General features: G+C 57.8%; 21 protein-coding genes. 9 read left to right on the plus strand and 12 right to left on the minus strand.

What is annotated here, in order from left to right:
- Positions 1-52: 52 nt before the first annotated feature.
- Positions 53-1096 carry a type IV pilus twitching motility protein PilT gene (locus ABI171_RS02740; protein WP_348091075.1) on the minus strand — a complete coding sequence of 348 codons (1044 nt, stop codon included), beginning with the start codon at positions 1094-1096 and terminating at the stop codon, positions 53-55.
- Positions 1097-1293: 197 nt separating this feature from the next.
- On the opposite strand from ABI171_RS02740, the gene ABI171_RS02745 reads away from it, so the two are divergent.
- Together ABI171_RS02745 and proC are read left to right on the plus strand one after the other, a co-directional pair.
- Positions 1294-2040, plus strand: coding sequence for a YggS family pyridoxal phosphate-dependent enzyme (locus ABI171_RS02745; protein WP_348091076.1), 747 nt, complete (start codon positions 1294-1296; stop codon positions 2038-2040).
- The gene (gene proC, locus ABI171_RS02750) at positions 2037-2861 is read left to right on the plus strand and encodes a pyrroline-5-carboxylate reductase (RefSeq protein ID WP_348091077.1); all 825 of its coding nucleotides are present in this window, start codon (positions 2037-2039) and stop codon (positions 2859-2861) included. Before ABI171_RS02745 ends, proC begins: the two co-directional genes overlap by 4 nt.
- Before the next feature lie 83 nt (positions 2862-2944).
- Here the strand turns inward: proC and ABI171_RS02755 are convergent, their stop codons facing one another.
- The 4 genes from ABI171_RS02755 to recG all read right to left on the minus strand — a co-directional run bounded on the left by ABI171_RS02755 (position 2945) and on the right by recG (position 7458).
- Positions 2945-3265, minus strand: coding sequence for a DUF883 family protein (locus tag ABI171_RS02755; protein WP_348091078.1), 321 nt, complete (start codon positions 3263-3265; stop codon positions 2945-2947).
- Between the two features lie 82 nt (positions 3266-3347).
- Complete coding sequence (ubiA, locus tag ABI171_RS02760; protein WP_348091079.1) at positions 3348-4202, minus strand: 4-hydroxybenzoate octaprenyltransferase; 855 nt, start codon at positions 4200-4202, stop codon at positions 3348-3350.
- Positions 4203-4298: 96 nt separating this feature from the next.
- A complete protein-coding gene (locus tag ABI171_RS02765; protein WP_348091080.1) occupies positions 4299-5246 on the minus strand; it encodes a LysR substrate-binding domain-containing protein in 948 nt (315 codons plus the stop codon).
- Positions 5247-5328: 82 nt separating this feature from the next.
- Positions 5329-7458, minus strand: a complete 2130-nt coding sequence (gene recG / locus ABI171_RS02770; protein WP_348091081.1) for an ATP-dependent DNA helicase RecG — start codon at positions 7456-7458, stop codon at positions 5329-5331.
- A gap of 171 nt (positions 7459-7629) precedes the next feature.
- On the opposite strand from recG, the gene queA reads away from it, so the two are divergent.
- The 5 genes from queA (at position 7630) to secF (ending at position 13468) form a co-directional block, all read left to right on the plus strand.
- Positions 7630-8649: a tRNA preQ1(34) S-adenosylmethionine ribosyltransferase-isomerase QueA gene (queA, locus tag ABI171_RS02775; protein ID WP_348091082.1), complete on the plus strand. Its 1020-nt coding sequence runs from the start codon at positions 7630-7632 to the stop codon at positions 8647-8649.
- Positions 8650-8667: 18 nt separating this feature from the next.
- Positions 8668-9795, plus strand: coding sequence for a tRNA guanosine(34) transglycosylase Tgt (tgt, locus tag ABI171_RS02780; RefSeq protein WP_348091083.1), 1128 nt, complete (start codon positions 8668-8670; stop codon positions 9793-9795).
- 213 nt (positions 9796-10008) lie between these two features.
- Positions 10009-10362 carry a preprotein translocase subunit YajC gene (gene yajC / locus ABI171_RS02785; protein WP_061937298.1) on the plus strand — a complete coding sequence of 118 codons (354 nt, stop codon included), beginning with the start codon at positions 10009-10011 and terminating at the stop codon, positions 10360-10362.
- A 180-nt stretch (positions 10363-10542) separates the two neighbouring features.
- The gene (gene secD / locus ABI171_RS02790) at positions 10543-12408 is read left to right on the plus strand and encodes a protein translocase subunit SecD (protein ID WP_348091084.1); all 1866 of its coding nucleotides are present in this window, start codon (positions 10543-10545) and stop codon (positions 12406-12408) included.
- Between the two features lie 115 nt (positions 12409-12523).
- Positions 12524-13468: a protein translocase subunit SecF gene (gene secF, locus ABI171_RS02795; protein ID WP_348091085.1), complete on the plus strand. Its 945-nt coding sequence runs from the start codon at positions 12524-12526 to the stop codon at positions 13466-13468.
- 99 nt (positions 13469-13567) lie between these two features.
- On the opposite strand, the gene purB is transcribed toward secF, so the two are convergent.
- A complete protein-coding gene (gene purB, locus ABI171_RS02800) occupies positions 13568-14935 on the minus strand; it encodes an adenylosuccinate lyase (protein WP_348091086.1) in 1368 nt (455 codons plus the stop codon).
- A gap of 256 nt (positions 14936-15191) precedes the next feature.
- Between purB and ABI171_RS02805 the strand changes: the two genes are divergently transcribed.
- Positions 15192-15800, plus strand: a complete 609-nt coding sequence (locus tag ABI171_RS02805; RefSeq protein ID WP_348091087.1) for a glutathione S-transferase N-terminal domain-containing protein — start codon at positions 15192-15194, stop codon at positions 15798-15800.
- Between the two features lie 88 nt (positions 15801-15888).
- Here ABI171_RS02805 and ABI171_RS02810 read toward each other — a convergent pair whose 3' ends face one another.
- The gene (locus tag ABI171_RS02810) at positions 15889-16683 is read right to left on the minus strand and encodes a helix-turn-helix transcriptional regulator (RefSeq protein ID WP_348091088.1); all 795 of its coding nucleotides are present in this window, start codon (positions 16681-16683) and stop codon (positions 15889-15891) included.
- A gap of 173 nt (positions 16684-16856) precedes the next feature.
- On the opposite strand from ABI171_RS02810, the gene ABI171_RS02815 reads away from it, so the two are divergent.
- Complete coding sequence (locus tag ABI171_RS02815; RefSeq protein WP_348091104.1) at positions 16857-18092, plus strand: MFS transporter; 1236 nt, start codon at positions 16857-16859, stop codon at positions 18090-18092.
- A 76-nt stretch (positions 18093-18168) separates the two neighbouring features.
- Here the strand turns inward: ABI171_RS02815 and ABI171_RS02820 are convergent, their stop codons facing one another.
- From ABI171_RS02820 to prmA, 5 genes are all read right to left on the minus strand, one after another.
- Positions 18169-18708: a peroxiredoxin gene (locus tag ABI171_RS02820; RefSeq protein WP_348091089.1), complete on the minus strand. Its 540-nt coding sequence runs from the start codon at positions 18706-18708 to the stop codon at positions 18169-18171.
- Positions 18709-18842: 134 nt separating this feature from the next.
- A complete protein-coding gene (locus ABI171_RS02825; RefSeq protein ID WP_348091090.1) occupies positions 18843-19100 on the minus strand; it encodes a hypothetical protein in 258 nt (85 codons plus the stop codon).
- Positions 19101-19303: 203 nt separating this feature from the next.
- Complete coding sequence (locus ABI171_RS02830; RefSeq protein WP_348091091.1) at positions 19304-20236, minus strand: carbohydrate kinase family protein; 933 nt, start codon at positions 20234-20236, stop codon at positions 19304-19306.
- Between the two features lie 69 nt (positions 20237-20305).
- Complete coding sequence (locus ABI171_RS02835; RefSeq protein WP_348091092.1) at positions 20306-21760, minus strand: DUF3426 domain-containing protein; 1455 nt, start codon at positions 21758-21760, stop codon at positions 20306-20308.
- 10 nt (positions 21761-21770) lie between these two features.
- Complete coding sequence (gene prmA, locus ABI171_RS02840) at positions 21771-22682, minus strand: 50S ribosomal protein L11 methyltransferase (RefSeq protein WP_348091093.1); 912 nt, start codon at positions 22680-22682, stop codon at positions 21771-21773.
- Between the last annotated feature and the right edge of the window lie 30 nt (positions 22683-22712).

The following is a 22712-nucleotide window of genomic DNA, read 5'->3' on the forward strand; positions in this document are numbered from 1 at the left end:
TATCCTAAATTGTCTGTACTTATTTTTAACTTGTTTTTAGCTTATCCACGGCTTAACCGGGGAAATTATCCGGCGTCTTGGCCGCCGCGCGCGCTGCAGCCAGCGAGATCACGTTGCGCTTGACCAGCTCGGTCAGGTTGCTGTCCAGGGTTTGCATGCCCATGTTGCTGCCGGTCTGGATCGCTGAATACATCTGGGCGATCTTGCTTTCGCGGATCAGGTTGCGGATCGCCGGCGTGCCCAGCATGATTTCATGCGCGGCGACGCGGCCCGAGCCGTCCTTGGTTTTCAGGAGGCTTTGGGAAATCACCGCTTGCAGCGATTCCGACAACATGGCGCGCACCATTTCTTTTTCTTCGCCCGGGAAGACGTCGACGATACGGTCGATGGTCTTGGCGGCGGAGGACGTGTGCAAGGTGCCGAACACCAGATGGCCGGTTTCGGCCGCGGTCAAGGCCAGGCGGATGGTTTCCAGATCGCGTAATTCGCCGACCAGGATCACATCCGGATCCTCCCGCAATGCCGAGCGCAGCGCATTGCTGAACGAATGGGTGTGCGGACCGACTTCACGCTGGTTGATCAGGCACTTGTTGGATTGATGGACGAATTCGATCGGATCTTCGATGGTCAGGATATGCGCGTATTCGTTTTCATTGACGTGGTTCACCATCGCTGCCAGCGTGGTCGATTTGCCGGAACCGGTAGGGCCGGTGACCAGTACCAGGCCACGCGGCTTGAGCGCCAGTTCGGCAAAAATGCGCGGCGCGTTGAGTTGTTCCAAGGTCAGCACAGTGGAAGGAATGGTCCGCAACACGGCGGCGGCGCCGCGATCCTGGTTGAAGGCATTGACGCGGAAGCGCGCCAGGCCGGGGATTTCGAAGGAGAAATCACACTCCAGATGTTCTTCGTAGGCTTTGCGCTGGCCGTCGTTCATGATGTCATAGATCATCGAGTGCACATCTTTGTGCTCTAGCGGCGGCAGGTTGATGCGGCGCACATCTCCATGAACCCGGATCATCGGCGGCAAGCCTGCGGATAGGTGCAAATCGGATGCCTTATTCTTCACCGAAAAAGCCAGAAGTTCGGAAATGTCCATTTATAATCCCTGTGCTGAATTTTGTTTGTTGAAAGGCATTTTTGGAACCGTTTGCTAAGTTGTAGTGCTTTCTTCTCGATCTGGCCAGCGGCAAAATTCCGAAAAATCCCCCCAAAAGCCAAGTAGTGGCGTTTGGTGGTACACGTATTGTTATACAACTTAGTAGTTCTTCGCGGCAATTTCCAAAGTCTCCGATTATGTCCTTAATGTCCCAGAAGTTGCAAGCCGTGCATACGAGTATTCAGGCCGCAGCCGCCGCAGTGTCGCGCGGGCCTGACAGTGTCGCGTTGCTGGCCGTGTCCAAAACCTTTGGCGCCGACATGGTGCTGGAGGCGATCGCCGCCGGTCAGCGCGCGTTTGGCGAAAACTATCTACAGGAAGCCATCGCCAAAATGGCGGCGGTGGACCTTGCGTTGCAAGCGGCGCATGCATCAACGGTTGCGGATATCTTGCTTGAATGGCATTTCATCGGCCCGATTCAAAGCAACAAGACGCGCCCGATCGCCGAACATTTTGCCTGGGTGCATACGGTGGAGCGTGAAAAAATCGCCCAGCGTTTATCGGAACAGCGGCCGCTGCAAATGCCGCCGCTGAACATTTGCCTGCAAGTCAATATCAGCGGCGAGGCCAGCAAGAGCGGAATGGCGCCTGCCGACGTACTGGACGCTGCGCGCGCCATTATCGAATTGCCACGACTTCGGTTACGCGGCCTGATGGCAATTCCGGAACCGACCCAGGATCAACAGAAGCAACATGCGGCATTTCACCAGACCAGGGAATTGCTGCTGCAATTACAAGCAGCGCTGCCGGCGCATGCCGCGCAGCTGGATACTTTATCGATGGGCATGTCGGCCGACATGACCGTGGCAATTGAAGAAGGCGCCACCATCGTGCGCGTCGGCAGCGCCATTTTCGGACAACGTGAACGGATTATTGGATCATGAAAAAACAGTTGAACATCAGTTTCATCGGCGGCGGCAACATGGCGGCTGCGCTCATTGGCGGCCTGGCAGGCAAAGTCACCGACGGCGGCAATATCCATGTCATCGATCTGAATCTGGAGGCCTTGCAGAGCCTGGTCCAGCGTTTCGGGGTGACGCCTGCGAGCGAGATCGACGCCATGGTCAGCGTCAGCGACGTCATCGTGCTGGCCGTCAAGCCGCAGCAAATGAAAGGCGTGATCGGCCAATTGCGGCCGTATCTCAAACAGCAACTGGTGTTGTCGATTGCCGCCGGCATCCGCGCCGCCGACATGTCGCGCTGGCTGGGCGGCCATGACGTCATCGTGCGTTGCATGCCGAATACGCCGGCGCTGATCGGCCAGGGCATTACCGGCATGGTCGCCGGCGCCGGGGTGTCGGCAGAACAGCGTGCGACCGCGGACCTGATCATGCAGGCGGTGGGCAGCACGGTGTGGCTGGATGACGAAGCGAAGATCGATGCCGTGACTGCGGTCTCCGGCAGCGGCCCGGCCTATGTGTTTTATTTCATCGAAGCGATGCAGCAGGCGGCCCAGGAGTTGGGACTGACAGCGGAACAGGGGATCGAACTGGCCAAGGCGACTTTCACCGGCGCTGCGCAACTGGCGGCGCAATCGGCTGAGCCGGTTGCACTATTGCGCGAGCGGGTAACGTCGAAGGGTGGCACCACTTATGCCGCATTGACCAGCATGGAAAACGCCGGGGTCAAGCAGTCGATTGTCGATGCCATCAAAGCGGCGGCGGCGCGTGGACAGGAATTGGGTGACGAGTTCGGGCGCGATTAAGCTTGCGTTAGCGTCGAGGCTGAAAAAAAACAGCGGTAATCGCATAGCGACTACCGCTGTTTTTGTGAGTACTGCCGCAGAATTTACTTGCTGCGGCCGATCGCCAGGCCTGCCAGCAAGCCGATGGCGGCTGCCACGCTGACTGCCTTCCATGGATTATCGCCAACGTATTCGTCGGTCACGTGGGCAGCGTGCTTGGTCTTCGCTACCGCTTTCTTGGTGGCTTTCGGCAGTTCCGATTTGGCGGTTTCCAGCGCGGCTCTCAGTTTGGCGCGTGCCTGGTTGTATTTGGTTTCGGCGTGGTCATGGGACTCGTCGAGCAGGTTTTCCGCGTCTTTGATGACCGATTTGAGTTCACCGGCCAGATTGTCGCGCATCTCTTTTACGTTGTCGGTAGTAGCCATGTTTGCCTCTTCAATGTGGATTGCGGGAGAAATTAACGTTTAAACATGTTGACTAATATATCACGAAAATCACCTGGTGTTTTTAACGAAATGCATAGTCCAGCGCGATGCCGCCAAATACTGCCGCGCCCAGCCAGTTATTGTGGCGAAAAGCGGCAAAGCAGGCGGCGCGATCGCGGTTGCGGATCAGGCGATAGTGATAAACGGTACAAGCGGCAGCCAGCAGCATGCCGGCGATGAACCAGCCGCGCAGGCCGAACCGCCAGCCTACAGCAAATACTAAACCCAAACTGGCGACATAACAAAGCATGATCGCCAGCACATCGTAGCGGCCGAAGGTAATCGCCGAAGTCTTGATGCCGATTAACAGGTCGTCGTCGCGGTCGACCATGGCGTATTCGGTATCGTAGGCGACCGCCCAGAAGACATTGGCGATCAGCAGCAGCCAGGCGGCGGCGGGCACGGTTCCCTGTATCGCCGCAAAACCCATGGGGATGCCGAAGCCGAAGGCGATGCCTAGATAGGCTTGCGGTATGGCGAAGAAGCGCTTGAAGTAGGGATAGCTGCCGGCGACGATGACGGCGATCACCGACAACTCCTTGGTCAGCGTATTCAGCGGCAGGATCAGCAACAGCGACAGCAAGGTTAACACTACAGCGACCATCACGGCTTCCCAGCCGGCGATCTTGCCGCTGGTAAGCGGCCGTTCGGCGGTGCGTTTGACATGCTTGTCGAAATCGCGGTCGGCGAAATCGTTGATCGCGCAGCCCGCTGAACGCATCAGCGCCGTGCCGAGGCAGAAAATCGCCACCAGCGTCCAGCCAGGCTTGCCGCCGGACGCCAGCCACAGGGCGGCCAGGGTTGGCCATAGCAGCAACAGGATGCCGATGGGTTTGTCCATACGGATCAGTTGAAAATAGAGTTTGAGACGATTCATTGCAATATATGTGATCAAAATATGTGATCAAAAAAAGAGACCTGTAAAAGGTCTCAGAGAAGACGAACCGGCTGGCGCTGCAGTTGCGCCGCTAGCTCAGCCTTCGACGGCTACCGCGTCATGCAGCAAGGTCACGCCTTTCAGGCCGCAGGCAAGCACCGCCTTTTGCACGGCTTCGATGGCGGCGTGGCGGGTAAAGCTCTTGCGCCAGACGATGACCACGCGGCGCGAAGGCCCCGGTGCAGTAAACGGCACGTAACGCAGCATGCCGTCCTTGGCGTCAAGATCAGGCACCGAGGCTTGCGGCAGCACGGTGATGCCGATACCGGAAGCCACCATGTGGCGGATGGTTTCCAGCGATGAACCTTCAAAGGTGCGGGCAATGCCGTCGCCGGCGGTCGAGAAGCGCGACATTTCCGGGCACACTTCCAGCACCTGGTCGCGGAAACAATGGCCGTTGCCGAGCAAGAGCATGGTTTCCGATTTCAGGTCCTGGGCGCTGATGCTGGCGCGCTCGGCCCATGCATGGTGCTTGGGCAGCGCCACCACGAAGGGTTCGTCGTACAGCGGTTGCACCATCAAGCCGTGCTCAGGAAACGGCAAGGCGATGATGGCGGCATCCAGTTCGCCCTGGCGCAGCAGTTCCAGCAGGCGCACGGTGAAATTTTCCTGCAGCACCAACGGCATTTGCGGCACTTGCTCGATCATGGTTTTCACCAGCGGCGGCAGCAGGTAAGGGCCGACGGTATAAATGATGCCGAGGCGCAGCGGGCCGGCCAGAGGATCTTTATTCTGGTTGGCGATCTCTCGGATGGTAGCGGTTTGTTCCAGCACCCGCTCCGCCTGCGCCACGATCTGCGCACCGAGCGGCGTCACCGAAATTTCCGTGCCGCCGCGTTCGAAGATGACGACGCCTAGTTCATCTTCCAGCTTCTTGATCGCCACGGAGAGTGTCGGCTGCGCCACGAAGCAAGCTTCCGCAGCGTGGCCAAAGTGCTTTACGCGCGCTACGGCGACGATATATTTGAGTTCGGTCAGAGTCATGTTGTTATCTTCGCATATTTTTCTAATTAGGATTGTATCTCCATATGTAGGGTGGGCATCTCGTGTCCACCCTACAGACCGGTCAAACCTTCAGAAAATCTTCGCGCAGGCCCAGCCAGCGAGCCAGATGGGCGCTGACGGTGGCGTTGTTGGCCGGCGTCGGGTCTTGCAATAGCGTTTGCGCCAGGTCGCGCGCACGGTCGACCAGCCATTGGTCGGTCATCAAGTCGGCAAAGCGCAGCATGGCCTGGCCCGACTGCCGTGCTCCCAGGAACTCGCCGGGACCGCGGATTTCCAGGTCGCGGCGGGCGATTTCAAAGCCATCCGTGGTTTCACGCATGGTCAGCAGGCGCTGCTTGGCGATTTGTCCGAGCGGGCTTTGATATAGCAGCAAGCATACGCTGGCTGCGGAACCGCGTCCAACCCTGCCGCGCAACTGGTGCAGCTGCGACAGGCCGAAGCGTTCGGCGTGTTCGATCACCATCAGCGAGGCGTTCGGAACGTCGACCCCGACTTCAATCACTGTGGTGGCCACCAGCACGTGGCAGTCGCCGGCGCTGAAGGCATCCATGATCTCCTGCTTCTCGGCTTGCTTGAGACGGCCATGCACCAGCCCGATGCGTAAATCAGGCAGCGCCTCCGCCAGCATGGCATAGGTATCGGTGGCGGTTTGCAGCTGCAAAGCTTCCGATTCTTCAATCAGCGGGCAGACCCAGTAGGCTTGGCGGCCGTCCTGCACTGCGGCGTGGACCCGGGCGATCACTTCATCGCGCCGTATCTGGTCGACCGCGCGCGTGACGATCGGTGTACGGCCCGGCGGCAATTCGTCGATCACCGAGATTTCCAGGTCGGCGTAATAGGTCATCGCCAGCGTGCGCGGGATCGGCGTGGCGCTCATCATCAATTGATGTGGCACTACGGCAGAAGCTTTTTTATCGTCATGCAAAGGGTCGCCGCCGCCATTTTCGGAAGTGGTTTTATTCCGCAATGCGAGGCGCTGGCCGACGCCGAAGCGATGCTGTTCATCGACGATCACCAGCCCCAGCTTGGCGAACTGCACGGCATCTTGTATCAAGGCGTGAGTGCCGATCACCAATTGCGCCTCGCCGGATTCGATCATGGCCTGGGCCGTCAGCTTCTCTTTCTTTTTCAGGCTGCCGGTGAGCCACGCAACCTTCACGCCGAGCGGAGCCATCCAGGCGGCGATCTTGCGGAAATGCTGGTCCGCCAGGATTTCCGTGGGCGCCATCAGCACTGCCTGGAAGCCGCTGTCAATGGCCTGCGCCGCCGCCAGCGCGGCGACTACGGTCTTGCCGCTGCCGACATCGCCCTGCAGCAGGCGCTGCATCGGGAATGACGCCTGCAAGTCTGCGCTGATTTCGGCGACCACCCGCTGCTGCGCTTTGGTCAAGGTGAACGGCAGCGCTTTGAGAAAGGCTTTCGACAACTTCCCGACCAGCGGCAGCGCCCGGGCATTCTTGTTGCGGCGTGCCACCTGCGCCCGTTTCAAAGACAATTGCTGAGCCAGCAATTCGTCGAATTTCATGCGTACCCAGGCCGGATGGGAGCGGTCTTCCAGCGCATATTCATCAACCTCCGGCGGCGGGTTATGCAGCAGCCGCACCGCGTCTTCAAACGGGCAGAGCTGCTGTGCCGCCAGCTGTGCCGGCGACAAGGTATCGCGCCATTCAACACGCTGCATGGCGTCGGCAATCGCCTTGCGCAGGAAGATCTGCGACAAGCCTTCGCCGGCTGGATATACCGGCGTCAGGACATCGGGCAGGGGCGCGCCCTCCAGCACGACTTTGTAATTCGGATGCACCACCTCGGCGCCAAAGAAGCCGTGGCGGATTTCGCCGCGCGCGCGGACCCGGGTGCCGACCGCCAGCTGCTTGGTCTGGCTGCCGTAGAAATTCAGGAAGCGCATCACCAGTTGGCCGGTATCGTCGGCAATGGTCACGATCAGCTGGCGCCGCGGCCGGTACTGGATCTCGCAGGTGCTGACGACCCCCTCGATTTGCGCTACGCTGGCGCCCATCATGCCGGCTTGCCGGATCGTGACGATTGCGGTTTCGTCTTCATAGCGCATCGGCAGGTGCAAAATCAGGTCCATGTCGGTTCGCAGCCCGAGCTTCTCCAGCTTGCCGGCGCGGGTGTTCGCGGCTGGGACGGGGGCGGCTTTGGCGGCAGGTTTTCGCTTTGGTGCAGGCATATAGTGCTGTTAGTGGGCGGCAGGGCGTAAAATAGCGGGTTGGCTCAGGGGTTTCTCAGGGTTTTCTCAATCATTCGCTATATCCCCGTCCGGTACGGATTTCAGCGTTTGCCATTGTAAAGCCTATAGCTGTAATGGCAACCCGAGCGTTATTTCATTATTTATCCAAGCATGCATTCTCTTTCCGATTACGATTTCGACCTGCCGCCAGAACTGATCGCGCAAACGCCCTTGTCCGAGCGCAGCGCCTCGCGTCTGCTTCACCTGGATGGCGAACAATTGACAGATCGTCAATTTACCGACATTGTCGAGCAACTGAATGCCGGCGATCTGCTGGTGTTTAACGATACCCGCGTACTCAAGGCGCGCTTTTTTGGCATCAAGGAAACCGGCGGCAAGGTCGAGGTACTGGTCGAGCGGGTAGTGGACAACCGCACCGTGCACGCCCAGGTACGCGCCTCGAAATCGCCGCCTGCGGGCGCCCGTATCCGTCTGGCCGAAGCGTTCGACGTGGTGGTGGGGGAGCGTGTCGGCGAGTTTTATACGCTGCTGTTCCCCGACGATGTATTCGAGTTGATCGATGCGCATGGCCGCTTGCCGTTGCCGCCCTATATCGAGCATGATGCCGACGCCTTTGATGAAACACGTTATCAAACCGTCTACGCCAAGCATGCGGGCGCGGTGGCGGCACCGACCGCGGGTTTGCATTTCGACCAGGCCTTGCTGCAGCGCCTGAGCGAAAAGGGCATCGGCTTCGCCTATGTCACGCTGCACGTAGGCGCAGGCACTTTCCAGCCGGTGCGCAGCGAGAACCTGGCGGAGCACAAGATGCATAGCGAGTGGTACACCATTAGCGAGGCTACCGTCGACGCCGTGCGCGCCACCAAGGCAGCCGGCGGCAAGGTGGTGGCAGTCGGCACCACCAGCTTGCGGGCGCTGGAATCGGCTTCGCAATCCGGCGCTTTGCAGGCCGGCAGCGCTGATACCGCTTTGTTTATCACGCCTGGTTATGTATTCAAGACTGTGGATCGCCTGATCACCAATTTCCATTTGCCGAAATCGACCTTGCTGATGCTGGTGTCGGCTTTTGCCGGATATGACAACATACGCGCCGCTTACGCCCATGCCATCGCACAACACTATCGCTTCTTTAGCTACGGCGATGCGATGCTGCTTACTTACCACGTTTGATTACTAAAGACCTTACCCATGCTTGAATTCACCCTGCTAAAAACCGAAGGCAAAGCCCGCCGCGGCCGTCTGAAACTTAACCACGGCACGGTTGAAACGCCTATCTTCATGCCGGTCGGCACCTACGGTTCGGTCAAGGCGATGTCGCCGCTGGAACTGGTCGAGATCGAGGCGCAGATCATTCTCGGCAATACTTTTCACCTATGGCTGCGGCCCGGCACCGATGTCATCGATAAATTTCGTGGCCTGCACAAGTTCATGGGCTGGGATAAACCGATCCTGACCGATTCCGGCGGCTTCCAGGTGTTTTCGCTGGGCGCGATGCGCAAGATTACCGAGGAAGGCGTCAAGTTCTCGTCGCCGATCAACGGCGACAAGCTGTTTCTCTCGCCTGAAGTGTCGATGCAGATCCAGAAATCGCTGAATTCCGACATCGTGATGCAGTTCGACGAATGCACGCCGTACGAAATCGACGGCCGTCCGGCCACCAGCGAGGAAGCGGCGCAATCGATGCGGATGTCGCTGCGCTGGGCCAAGCGCTCCAAGAACGAATTCGAGCAGCTGGAAAATCCGAATGCGTTGTTCGGCATCGTCCAGGGCGGGATGTTTGAAAATCTGCGCGACGAGTCGCTGGCCGGGCTGGAAGACGTCGGTTTCCATGGCATCGCCATTGGCGGCCTGTCGGTGGGCGAGCCGAAAGAAGAAATGATGCGGGTGCTGGAACACATCGGGCCGCGCCTGCCGGCTGACAAGCCGCACTACCTGATGGGCGTCGGTACGCCGGAAGACCTGGTGGCCGGCGTTGAAAACGGCGTCGACATGTTCGATTGTGTGATGCCGACCCGCAATGCCCGCAACGGCTGGCTGTTTACCCGTTTCGGCGACCTCAAGATCAAGAATGCCCGTTATAAAGATGACGAAAAACCATTGGACGAGACTTGTGGCTGCTACGCTTGCCGCAATTTCTCGCGTGCTTACTTGCATCATTTGCATCGCACTGGAGAAATTCTTGGCGCGCGCCTGAATACGATCCACAATCTGCATTACTACCTGGACCTGATGAAAAACATCCGGGCCGCGCTGGATGTGGGGCAATTCAGCATATTCGTGACCCGGTTCCATCTGGACCGGGCGCGTGGCGTATAGGATTTATCTTGCTTTGAAGTATGTATTTTGCAACTATTTCTAGCCAAGCCGATCTATGCCTATTGGTCCAGATAGCCGGCGCACATGGTAGCGAAGGCCGCCTGGGCTGATTTTCCCGGCAATAAATAGCGCTGGGACGCGGCTGGACGGTTGTATGCCTTTACCCAATGCTAGAATGCTGGGCTATTTTCAAACTATTACCTGGAGCAACTCGTGTCAATTATTTCTAGCGCCTACGCGCAAACTGCACCTGCGGCTACTGCTGCCACCGGCCCGCTGGGCCTGAGCGGCAATCTGACCAGCTTTTTGCCGATCATCCTGATGTTCGTGGTGTTGTATTTCCTGATGATCCGCCCGCAAATGAAGCGTCAGAAAGAACAGAAAGCCATGATGGAAGCACTCGGCAAGGGCGATGAAGTCGTGACAGCCGGCGGCATGCTGGGCAAGATCACCAAGGTTGCCGACGGCTACATCACCCTGGAAATCGCCAGCGGTACTGAAGTCGTGGTGCAAAAGGGTTCGGTCACCACATTGCTGCCAAAGGGCACCATCAAGACGGCGCTGTAATTACCGCCTGATGGATGGAATGAGAGCATCCGCTTCGGGTGCTCTCTTCAAATGTAGAGCCCGGAACAAAAAAAGAACCTGGCGGCGCAATGCCACAAGACATTCCGCTCAGGGCATAGGCTGCATCAACAATGCAAGCAAGAGACTCCCTTTGAGACTCATACAGAACGCTGAATCACTATGAATCGCTATCCTCTCTGGAAATATATTCTGATCGTCATCGCGCTGCTGTTCGGCGTGCTGTATACCATACCGAATTTTTTTGGTAATACGCCCGCGGTACAGGTGAGCAGCGGTAAGGCGACCTTGAAGATCGACAGTTCAATGGCTGACCGGATTACGCAAATTTTGCAGCAAGGAAATTTGCAGACCGACGGCGTCTCCTATGAAACCGCGGGCGCGCAAGGTACGATACGCGCCCGTTTCCACGACACCGACACCCAGTTCAAGGCCAAGACCTTGCTTGAGCAAAGCCTGAACACCGATCCGACCGATCCGACCTATGTGATCGCCTTCAATCTGGTGCCGAATACGCCGCACTGGTTGCAAAGCATCCATGCGCTGCCGATGTATCTGGGCCTCGATTTGCGCGGCGGCGTGCATTTCCTGATGCAAGTCGACACCCAGGCGGTCGTCAACAAGCGATTGCAAGGGTTGCAAGCCAGCGCCCGCAGCGAATTGCGCGACAAGGATATCCGCTACAGCGGCATCAACCGCAATGGCGACACCATCGAGATCACTTTCCGCGATCAGGACACCCTGAACAAGGCGCGCAATATCCTGGCGCCGCAATTGTCGGAAATGCTGCTCCAGGTGGCGCCGCCGGTTGCCGGCAGCGATCCGATGCTGACCGCTTCGTTGAAGCCGGAAGCGATCAAGCAGATCATCGATAACGGCGTCACTCAAAACATCACGACCCTGTCGAAGCGGGTCAATGAACTGGGCGTCAACGAGCCGATCATCCAGCGCCAAGGTGCTGACCGCATCGTGGTGCAGATGCCGGGCGTGCAAGACGTGTCGCGCGCCAAGGACATCATCGGCCGTACCGCAACGCTGGAAGTGCGTCTGGTGGACGAGTCGGTCACGCGCGGCACCGAAGCCACCGCTGCCGTGCCGTTCGGTTCCGAACTCTTCAAGGTCGGCAAGAATGCGCCGGTCGTGCTGTACAAGGATCCGGTGCTGACCGGCGACTATATCTCCAGCGCGGCCGTCAGCTTTGACCAGAACCAGCAACCGGCAGTCAGCATCGACCTTAACGGCGATGGTGGCCGCAAGATGCGCGATGCTACCCGCGGCAAGGTCGGCAAGGCCATGGCGATCGTGCTGTTTGAAAAAGGCAAGGGCGAAGTCCTGACCGTGGCAACGATCCAGAGCGAGCTCGGTTCGCGCTTCCAGATCACCGGCATGGGTTCACCGGAAAATGCGGCCGACCTGGCGCTGTTGTTGCGCGCCGGCTCGCTGGCGGCGCCGATGACCATCATCGAAGAACGTACCATCGGCCCGCAACTGGGCGCCGAGAATATCCAGAAGGGTTTCGACTCGACCATGTACGGTTTTGCCGTGATCGCCGCCTTCATGATCATCTACTACATGTTGTTCGGCTTGTTCAGCGTGTTGGCCTTGTCGGTCAACCTGCTGTTGCTGATCGCGGTACTGTCGACTTTGCAGGCAACACTGACCTTGCCGGGTATCGCCGCGATTGCGCTGACCCTCGGTATTGCGATTGATGCCAACGTGCTGGTGAATGAACGTATCCGCGAAGAACTGCGTAACGGTAATTCGCCGCAAGCGGCGATCTCTATCGGTTTCGACCGCGCCTGGGCGACGATCCTGGACTCCAACGTAACGACACTGATTGCCGGTTTGGCACTGTTGATTTTCGGTTCCGGCGCGATTCGCGGCTTTGCAGTGGTGCATTGCCTGGGTATCCTGACTTCGATTTTCTCGGCGGTGTTCGTCTCGCGCGGGTTCGCCAATCTGTGGTACGGCCGCAAGAAGAAGCTGACCAGCTTGTCGATCGGCCAGATCTGGAAGCCAACTGCGTAAGTTGTAACTAAGTTGCAATCTTCGGTGGAAATTCAATAACGTTGTGGCCGCATAGACATCCAGGGATGCGCGGCCACACAGGCAAGAACCAGTGGTGTGAACCAAAAGGAATGTGATGGAACTTTTCCGTATCAAGAAAGATATTCCGTTCATGCGCCATGCGTTGATTTTCAATGCAATCTCGGCGCTGACGTTTGTATTAGCCGTATTCTTCCTGTTCTCGAAAGGCTTGCATCTGTCGATCGAGTTTACCGGCGGCACGGTGATCGAAGTGGCGTATACCAAACCGGCAGATATCGATGGCATCCGCAAGACGGTTGAAAGTATTGGTTATGCCGACAATCAGGTGACCAATTTCGGCACGGCGCAGGACGTCATGATCCGCTTGCCTGCCAAAAAGGGTGAAAATGCCAATGCACAAAGCGCTACGGTGCTGGCCGCGTTGCAAAAGCAGGATGCCGACGTGACCCTGAAACGCACCGAGTTTGTCGGGCCGCAAGTGGGTGACGAACTGGCGCATGACGGTTTGATGGCGCTGCTGTTCGTGGTGATCGGCATCATGATCTACCTGGCGATCCGCTTCGAATGGAAATATGCGGTAGCGGCGATCATTGCCAACTTGCATGACGTGGTGATCATTCTCGGCTTCTTCGCCTTCTTCCAGTGGGAGTTCTCGCTGACCGTATTGGCGGCGATCCTGGCGGTGCTGGGCTACTCGGTGAATGAGTCGGTGGTGGTGTTCGACCGCGTACGTGAAACCTTCCGCGACCGCCGCTTCGGCAAGCTGGCCGTGGCCGATGTGATGAACCATGCGATCACCAGCACCATCTCACGCACCATCATCACTCATGGCAGCACTGAAATCATGGTGTTGTCGATGTTCGTGTTCGGCGGTCCCGCGCTGCACTATTTCGCACTGGCGCTGACCATCGGTATCCTGTTCGGTATCTACTCGTCGGTGTTCGTCGCAGCGGCCGTAGCCATGTGGCTGGGTGTCAAGCGTGAAGACATGATCAAGCCGATCAAGGAAAAGGATGAGACTGACGGCGCGGTGGTATAAGCGTCGGCAGGCAAAATAAAAACCAGCCTTCGGGCTGGTTTTTTTACGGGCTAAAAAAATGGCTGCCGGTCTGGCAGCCATTTTTATTTACGCACTTATTTAGATCTTCTTCGCCAGCTGGGCTGCCTGGCCGATGTAATTGGAAGGCGTCATCGCCAGCAAGTGGTCTTTGGCGTCTTGCGGGACTTCCAACTTGAGGATGAACTCGCGCAGCGCCTCCTTGGAAATACCCTTGCCGCGGGTCAGTTCTTTCAGCTGCTCGTACGGATTTTCAATGCCATAGCGGCGCATCACGGTTTGTACCGGTTCGGCCAGCACTTCCCAGGTCGCATCCAGGTCTTCAGCCAGGCGCGAAGGATTGACTTCCAGCTTGTTCAGACCGCGCAGGCAGCTATCGTAGGCCAGGATGGTGTAGCCGAGGCCGACACCGATGTTGCGCAACACGGTCGAGTCGGTCAGGTCACGCTGGAAGCGGGACAGCGGCAGTTTCTCCGACATGTGCTTGAGCACGGCGTTGGCCATGCCCAGGTTGCCTTCGGAGTTTTCAAAATCGATCGGATTGACTTTGTGCGGCATGGTCGAGGAACCGATTTCGCCGGCCTTGGTGCGTTGCTTGAAATAACCGATCGAAATGTAGCCCCAGATATCGCGGTTCAGGTCGATTAGAATCGTGTTGCTGCGGCTGATCGCATCAAACAGTTCCGCCATGTAGTCATGCGGTTCGATCTGGATGGTGTACGGGTTGAATGTCAAGCCGAGGCGCTGCTCGATCACGGCCTTGGAGAAATTTTCCCAGTCGAAGTCGGGGTAGGCGGAGAGATGGGCATTGTAGTTGCCGACCGCGCCATTCATCTTGCCCAGGATTTCTACTTCAGAGATGCGCTTGATGGCGCGTTGCAGACGCGCCACGACATTGGCGATTTCCTTGCCGAGCGTGGTCGGGCTGGCCGGCTGGCCGTGGGTGCGCGACATCATCGGCAGGTCGGCGTTGGCATGCGACAGATCGGTCAGCTTGGAGATCACGTTGCACAGCGCCGGCAGCAGCACGGTGTCGCGCGCTGCTTTCAGCATCATGCCATGCGAGGTGTTGTTGATATCTTCCGAGGTGCAAGCGAAGTGGATGAACTCCGACGCCGCGACCAGTTCCGGCACCTCCTTGACCTGTTCCTTGAGCCAGTATTCAACCGCCTTGACGTCGTGGTTGGTCACCGCTTCGATGGCCTTGATGCGTTCCGCATCCGCTTCGGTGAAATCGCTTGCCAGCTTGTCCAGCAACGCACTGGCGCTTGCCGAGAATGGCTTGATTTCAGCGAAGCCGGCGTTCGACAAGGCTTGCAGCCAGGCAATTTCAACCTTGACCCGGTGGTGCATGAAGCCGGCCTCGGACAGGATCGGGCGCAGCTTGTCGGTTTTGGCGGCGTAACGGCCATCCAGCGGGGACAGGGCGGAAAGCGTGGTAAGAGACATGATAGTGATGACTATAGAAGTGGATGAAGATAAGGCTGGTGCAGCGATAGTTTCCATTTTGCAAAACATGGCAACCACGCAAGGCAACAACGCCGGAGGTAACAAACGAAATTCAAGCTAAACACGAAGCGAAACCGGATTTTACCATTTGCACCGTGGTAAATATGCCGCTTTGAATGCAGACGGGGTTGGTGATCGGCAAAGCCTCCAATGTCGAATGCTATAATCAGCCTACATTTTTTACCATAAGTGACATATGAAGCTAATCGGTTCCCTGGGTAGTCCTTTTGTTCGCAAAGTCCGTGTCGTCATGGCCGAGAAAAAGCTCGATTACGACTTTGTGCTGGAGGATGTGTGGTCGCCTGAAACCAAGATCCAGGCTTCCAATCCCTTGGGCAAAGTGCCGTGCCTGGTAATGGAAGACGGTGGCGCCATGTTCGATTCGCACGTGATCGTCGAGTATCTGGATACCCTGACGCCGGTCGGCAAGCTGATCCCGATCAACAGCCGCGAGCGTTCCGAAGTCAAATGCTGGGAAGCATTGGCCGACGGCGTGCTGGAGGCCGGTGTGCTGATTCGCCTGGAAGGCTTGCAGCGCTCTGAAGAGCAACGCAGCCAAGCCTGGATCGACCGCCAGCAGCGCAAGATCGAGGCCGGCCTGAAAGCCATGTCTGCCGGCCTGGCGGAAAAGCCGTTTTGTTCCGGCACGCATTACTCGTTGGCCGACGTCGCAGTCGGTTGCGCGCTGGGCTGGATCAGTTTCCGCTTCCCGGAAATCACTTGGCGCGAAGATTATCCGACGCTGGCCAAGCTGTTTGAAAAACTGTCTGAACGGCCATCGTTCAAGGATACTGTCCCGCAGTAAACCTTAACGCGTCACTACGCCAAAAGCATGCAGAACAAATAGCCAGTCGCTAAATGTTCTGTGTGCTTTAATTTTTTTGAGCGGGAATTTACACAGGTTTTTTCGGCGCGAAGAAAGTCGACGGCGACTGGCCGAAGGTTTTCTTGAACATGGCGGAAAATGCCGACTGGCTAGCGTAACCGAGTTCGGTCGCCACCAGCGACAACGGCATGCCGCGGGCGATCATCGGCGCCGCGTGCGCCAGCCGGATCTGCTGCCGCCACTGGCCGAAAGTCATTCCCAGATCTTTTTCAAACAATCGTGCCAGCGTTCTCTCGGAAGCGCCGGCGCGATCCGCCCAGGCCGCCAGGGTCATGCTTGAATCGGGGGCGTCAATCAATGCCTGGCAGATTGCCTGCAAGCGCTTTTCGGTCGGCAAGGCGACTCGTATGCCGGGGGTTTTTGCGGCGACCAGTTCATGCAATATCAGTTGGGTGAGTAGCGATTCGCGCGCGCTGTCGACATCGGTTAGCGCCAGCGCAGCGATCAGTTCGCGCAACAGGTTCGAGACCGCCAGCACGATGCATTCCTGGCTGGCAAACGGATTGGCGTCGGCATGGATATACAGAGCGCGCAATTGCGATTTTTCTATGGTCGCGATTTCATGCACCAGTTGTGGCGGAATCCAGATAGCGCGCAGCGGCGGTACAATCCAGGTGCTGTTGCCGACGGTGACGCGCAGCACGCCCTCCGGCGCATAGGTGACCTGGCCCCAGGGATGGGAATGGGAGGGCAGCAGCTTTGCGGCGCCAAGATCGCGTGCGCGCAAGCGTACCGGGTGCCGGGCGTCCGGCACCACGTCAAGCAGGCCTATCGTGGTATGGGTAAGAATGTGTGCTGGCATGGAATAGACGATTTGACTGAAATACGACAAATTATGTCTTTTTATCTTAAAACAGTCTTTGGTTTTTTGCTTACACTTCAGTCTTGCGAATGATAAAAACAAGTTGAATGGCTGACTGAGCTGTTCTGCAGTTTTTTTTGTTTGCGTTATTTTCCAACTCTCAGTTCATCATCATGCAAACCGCAGCCAAGCAGATTTCCCCTACGCTAGGGTCGCAGAATGCCGAGAAAACCGGTTTCCGCGTACTAGGCGCCATCAGTTTTGCGCATTTCCTGAACGACATGATCCAGTCGCTGATCTTGTCGATTTATCCGCTCCTGAAAGGAAATTTCAATCTCAGCTTTGCGCAGATCGGCCTGATCACCCTGACTTACCAGATGACCGCTTCGATCCTGCAGCCGCTGGTGGGTTTGTACACCGACAAGCATCCGAAGCCGTATTCGCTGGCGCTGGGCATGGGTTTCACGCTGGTCGGCCTGCTGATCCTGTCGGTCGCGCCCAGCTACGGCATCCTGCTGTTTGCCGCGGCGCTGGTCGGCACCGGTTCTTCCATCTTCCATCCAGAGTCGTCACGGGTGGCGCGCATGGCTTCCGGTGGCCGCCACGGTTTGGCGCAATCCATTTTCCAGGTGGGCGGCAATGCCGGCAGTTCGATGGGGCCGTTGCTGGCGGCCTGGGTGGTGATCCCGCACGGCCAGACCAGCATCGCCTGGTTTTCCGCCGCCGCATTGCTGGCGATCCTGGTGTTGTGGCAGATCGGTAACTGGTACAAGCGCAAGCGCCTGGAAGCCAAGGGCAAGCCGGCCAAGGCGCAGCATCATTACGTGGCGCTGCCGCGCAAGAAGGTCATGTTTTCTATCGGTATCCTGCTGATGCTGATCTTCTCGAAGTATTTCTACATGGCCAGCCTGAGCAGCTACTTCACGTTTTACCTGATCGACAAGTTCCAACTGTCGGTACAGGCGGCGCAGTTGCATCTGTTCGTGTTCCTGTTTGCGGTGGCGGCCGGCACGGTGCTGGGCGGGCCGATTGGCGACAAGGTCGGGCGCAAGCTGGTGATCTGGGTGTCGATCCTGGGCGTGGCGCCGTTTACCTTGATGCTGCCTTATGCCAACCTGTTCTGGACCGGTGTACTGACGGTGGTGATCGGCGTGATTCTGGCGTCGGCTTTCTCGGCGATCCTGGTGTTTGCCCAGGAACTGGTGCCGGGCAAGGTGGGCACCGTGTCAGGCCTGTTCTTCGGTTTTGCCTTCGGCATGGGTGGTATCGGCGCCGCAGCGCTGGGTAAACTGGCTGACATGACAAGCATCGGTTTCGTCTATCAGGTTTGTTCTTTCCTGCCGCTGATCGGTTTGCTGGCGATGTTCCTGCCGAATCTTGAGGGGCATCGACGCAAAGCGGCGGGTTGACCGTAAGTGTTGTCAGTTACCTCAAGCCATAAAAAAAGCGCGCTTTCATCAGCGCGCTTTTTTATTTTCAAAGTGCTTATTTCTTTTGCTTGGCAGTCCACTGCTCCAGTGCCTGCAAGGTATTGGCGACATGCTTGTCCGGATCCAAACTGCTGTATTCATAGATGATGCTGCCGTTCGGCGCGATCACGTACGAAACGCGGTCGGCGTAGCTGGTTTTGGAGAGTAGCACCGAATCATAGGATTTCATGATTTTTTGATCAGTGTCTGCAGCCACCGCAAATTTGCTGCGGCATTCGCTGACTGAAAACTTGTTGAGCGTATCGATGTTGTCGGCGGAGACGCCGATCACTGTCGCGCCCAACGCCTTGTATTTGTCGACCGCATCGGCAAACAGATGGGCTTCGATGGTGCAGCCCTTAGTGAAGGCCGCTGGATAAAAGTAGAGCACCACCGGCCCTTTTTTCAGTTCATCGGCCAGCGAGTAGCTGAACACCTTGCCGCCAAGCGAGGCCTGGGTGGTGAAAGGAGGGGCTTGCTCACCGGCCTTGAGCGCGGCAAAAGCCGGTGCTGCAACAGAACTGCAAATCAATAGCGTGGCAATCAGTCGTTTCATGGTGACTCCTGGTTAAAGATAAGCACCATCATGCTGCGAGATGCGGGAGTTGTCCAATTACTTGTTCAACATGGAACATCAGGCAACTTATACCGCTTCCAACGCGCCGCTTTTACTTTTCACTTTTACTTTTATTAACGCCAGCCTCTGCCGCCCCAGCCACGACCGCCCCAACCGCCGCCACCCCAGCCACGATAATAGCCAAAGCCGACATTGACGCTAGGCGCGATATACGCCGGCGCGTAGTAGCCGCCTCCGCCGTAGTAACCGCTATCATAGCCATAGCCGCCACCGCCATAGTAGCCGTTGCCGCCGTATGGCACGGCGACGCAGCCGCCCAGCACCAGGCTTGCTCCCAGCGCAGCGATACCGACCAAAATTGATTTTTTCATGATGCCCTCCATCCGTCCGACTAATACAAGTAGGATTTAAGCGTAGCAGATAAGTTCAGCTTGGGAAGACAGGCATGTATCACGTCAGAATAGTGATATTTGGGAGTATCTATGGAATACCCATAAAACAAGGGCAAATTTGACTAATTCATTCCATACCCCACCCAGTACATCGGTAGGGCATGGAAAATCATGTGCTATTTTTACAAACGGTAACCAAATACACGGTGGAACTGCTCATCGATTTCGGCCCGGCTAGGCGCATGGTTCTGCGGCCCTTGGTGCGCAATCTTGATGCTGCCCAACAAACTCGACAGGCGGCCGGTAGTGGCCCAGTCCATGCCGTTGCTTAAGCCATACATCATGCCGGCGCGGAAGGCGTCGCCGCAACCGGTCGGATCCAAGACGCGTTCAGCCTGGACGCAAGGGATGTCGATCTTGTTGCCGCCTGTATAGATTTCAGCGCCAAGTTCGCCGCGCGTGACGATCAGTGCCGAAACCCGTTCTGCAATTTGTGAGAGCGATAAACCGGTGCGCGATGCCAGCATCTCGGCTTCGTAGTCATTCATCGCGATATACGTAGCAAGTTCGATGAAATGTTTCAGCTCGTCACCGTTGAACATCGGCATCCCTTGGCCCGGATCGAAGACCAGCGGGATGCCTTGCGCCACGCAATCTTCCGAGTGCTGCAGCATGCCGTCGCGGCCGTCCGGCGCAACAATCGCCAGCTTGACCGGGCCGGCTTCAGCCACCTTGTTTTCATGGGAATAGGTCATCGCGCCCGGGTGGAAGGCGTTGATCTGGTTGTTGTCGGCGTCGGTCGTAATGAAGCATTGCGCGGTATAGATCGAGTCGATGGTGCGTATCGATTTGCGTGAAATGCCTTGCTGATCCAGCCGTTGCAGATAGTCGCCGCCATCGTGGCCGATGGTCGCCATGATTTGCGGCTCGCCGCCCAGCAGCTTCAGGTTATAGGCGATATTGCCGGCGCAGCCGCCGAATTCGCGGCGCATGGTCGGCACCAGGAACGAGACGCTGATTTTGTGCAACTGGTCTGCCAGCAGCGCATCAGAGAATTTTCCCGGATATTGCATGATGACGTCGAAAGCCAATGAACCGCAGATGAGAGAGGTCATAGTAAGTAGAGAGAAAGCTTGCTGGTTGGCGCGTTAGCCTGCGCAATAAATAATCAGAGGTCGTACAGATCAGGGATAGTACAGATAGACTCGATAACCCGAGGCCTTCAGTTGTAATAACTCAAACGTGACTTTAACCGGTTGTTCCTGGTCGCTGGCAAAACCCAGTGCCGGATTGGTCGCCGCGCTCAGATAATCGCGCGGGGTAAATACGCGGCGCACGATCGGTTTGTCATTGGCGTCATTCAAGGTCAGCTCGATGTTGGGCCAGGCTTGTACGGTGTCGCTATGGTTGCGCAGCAGCAGGTTCAGCGAGAACAGGTTGCGGGCCGGATCGAGCGCCTGCAATTCATTGGCTTCGAACGAGATGGTCTCGATTTTCATCGGCAGGCCGACGCTGCAACCGATTTTTGCGCAAGCGCTGGTCAGCAACGGTTTCAACTGCGGCATGCGGGCCGCCAGCTGGTCACGGAAAAAGTAGGTCGACTGGCCGATCAGGCCGATCAGCATTAAAGCGCCAATGATCCACATGGCCCAACGCAGCGTACCGCCGATACGTTGCTGGCGTCTGGCGCTGAGAACGAAATCGGGTTCGTCGGCCACCGCTTCTTCTGTTTCCGCAGCTTTCTCGCGATGTTTTTTCCTGCCGCCGCTTTCCGCGCCGTCGCTCGCGTTCGATGCCGATGCGACGTTCTTTTCTCCGCGCCACGGTTTGCGCTGCAATTCATCGATGATGCGGTCCAGCTCGTCATCATCATGGCTGGCTGCGGCGTCGCCGTCTTTTGCGCCGGCTTTGGCTGCCAGCGTATAGTCGTCCTGTCCGGCGACATGCATCAAGGTCATGCGCGCCATCTGGTTGTCCGGCTCCTCATCGTCGTCGACATGGCGATGCCAGACATTTGGCACCGGCAGGCTGCCTGCCTCTGCCTCTGCGTCGGTCTCAGTGGCGGAGGGCTTGATCAGGCCGAACGGCGTGTGATGGACATCGGCAGGCGCGGACTGGCTGGTTGCTTCGGCGATGCGCAGGTCTTCTTCGAGACCGTCGATGGCGGCTTCCACCCGGTCCGAAGCCGTGCTCGGCGGCGCGGCTTTGGTTTCCGGTGCAACGATGTTCGCGGCCGGCAGCGGATGGTCGGTAGCGACGACGAATGCAGCGTTGGTTTCCAGAGGCCGCTCTTGCTCCGGCTTGGACTCTGGTTCCGGCACGGAAATTCTGGGGAAAACGGTGGCCGCTGGTTGGCTGGCAAACGGCTGTGACTGTAGCGCGCTGACATGGCCGGCCGCGGCATGATAAGCAACAACTGGAGTGGCGGGCGGTGTGATTACGGCTGGTTCCGGTGCCGGGGCAGATGACGGCGCGGACGCCGCTACAGGTGCTGCCAACTCCGGCCGCACCAGATGTTCGATGCCGTTGAATACTTCGCGGCAGCTGCCGCAGCGCACCAGGCCGCCGCGCAGCTTCAACTGGTCATTGGCGACCCGGAAGGTGGTTTGACAATGCGGACATTGCGTCGCGAGCGCCATGACGTGCGGCTTACTTGCGGACGCCGGACAGCGCGACCCAGCCGTCTTGCTCGGCCCACACTGTCAATGGCAGCCATTGCGCATAAGCGGCGATGACGTCGTTGGCCTGTTCCGCCAGCACGCCCGACAAGGTCAGGCTGCCGCCGGCTGCGATACGGCTGCACAGCATCGGCGCCATCAGCTTGAGCGGGCCGGACAGGATGTTGGCGACCACCATATCGAATTCTTGCAGAGCGGTATGGTTACTGAAATCTTCCGGCAGGCAGTAGGCGATTTCACAATGATTGCGTTCGCTGTTATAGCGCGCGGCATCGATCGCATGCGGGTCGATATCGACCCCGATTACCGTCGTTGCGCTGTCGAGCTTCTTGGCGACCATGGCCAGGATGCCAGAGCCGCAGCCATAATCGAGCAGCGATTTCGGCTTTTGCAGCGGCACGTTAATTTCCAGCCATTCCATGCAGAGACGGGTGGTGGGATGGCTGCCGGTGCCGAAGGCAAGGCCGGGATCCAGTTCCAGGATCAGGCCGTTGGCGTCCGGTGCATCATGCCAGCTTGGCACGACCCAGATGTTCTTGCCGATGTGGATCGGCTCAAATTGTGATTGCGTCAAGCGCACCCAGTCTTGCGCTGCCACCGGCCGCAAGGAGTAGGGCGGCGGCGGCACGCCACAAGCGGCGGCGGCATTGTTGACGATGGCCGCGTGATCGGCGTCGACCTCGGCCAGCGCCACCACCCGGCTGCGTTCCCAGGCCGCTTCCTTCGGCTCCATGCCTGGCTCGCCAAACAAAGGTTGTTCGTCCGGGGTGCCCAAGTCAGCATCTTCGACCGAGACCGACAAGGCGCCGGCTTCCATCAACGCATCGGACAGGGTCTCGGCGTCGTTCAGTGCCACTTCAATAACAATTTCGGTCCAGCTCATCAGATGCCTTACTGTGTGTGATGGATTTTT

The sequence above is a fragment of the Collimonas sp. genome, assembly GCF_039923675.1.
Taxonomy (GTDB): Bacteria; Pseudomonadota; Gammaproteobacteria; order Burkholderiales; family Burkholderiaceae_D; genus Collimonas.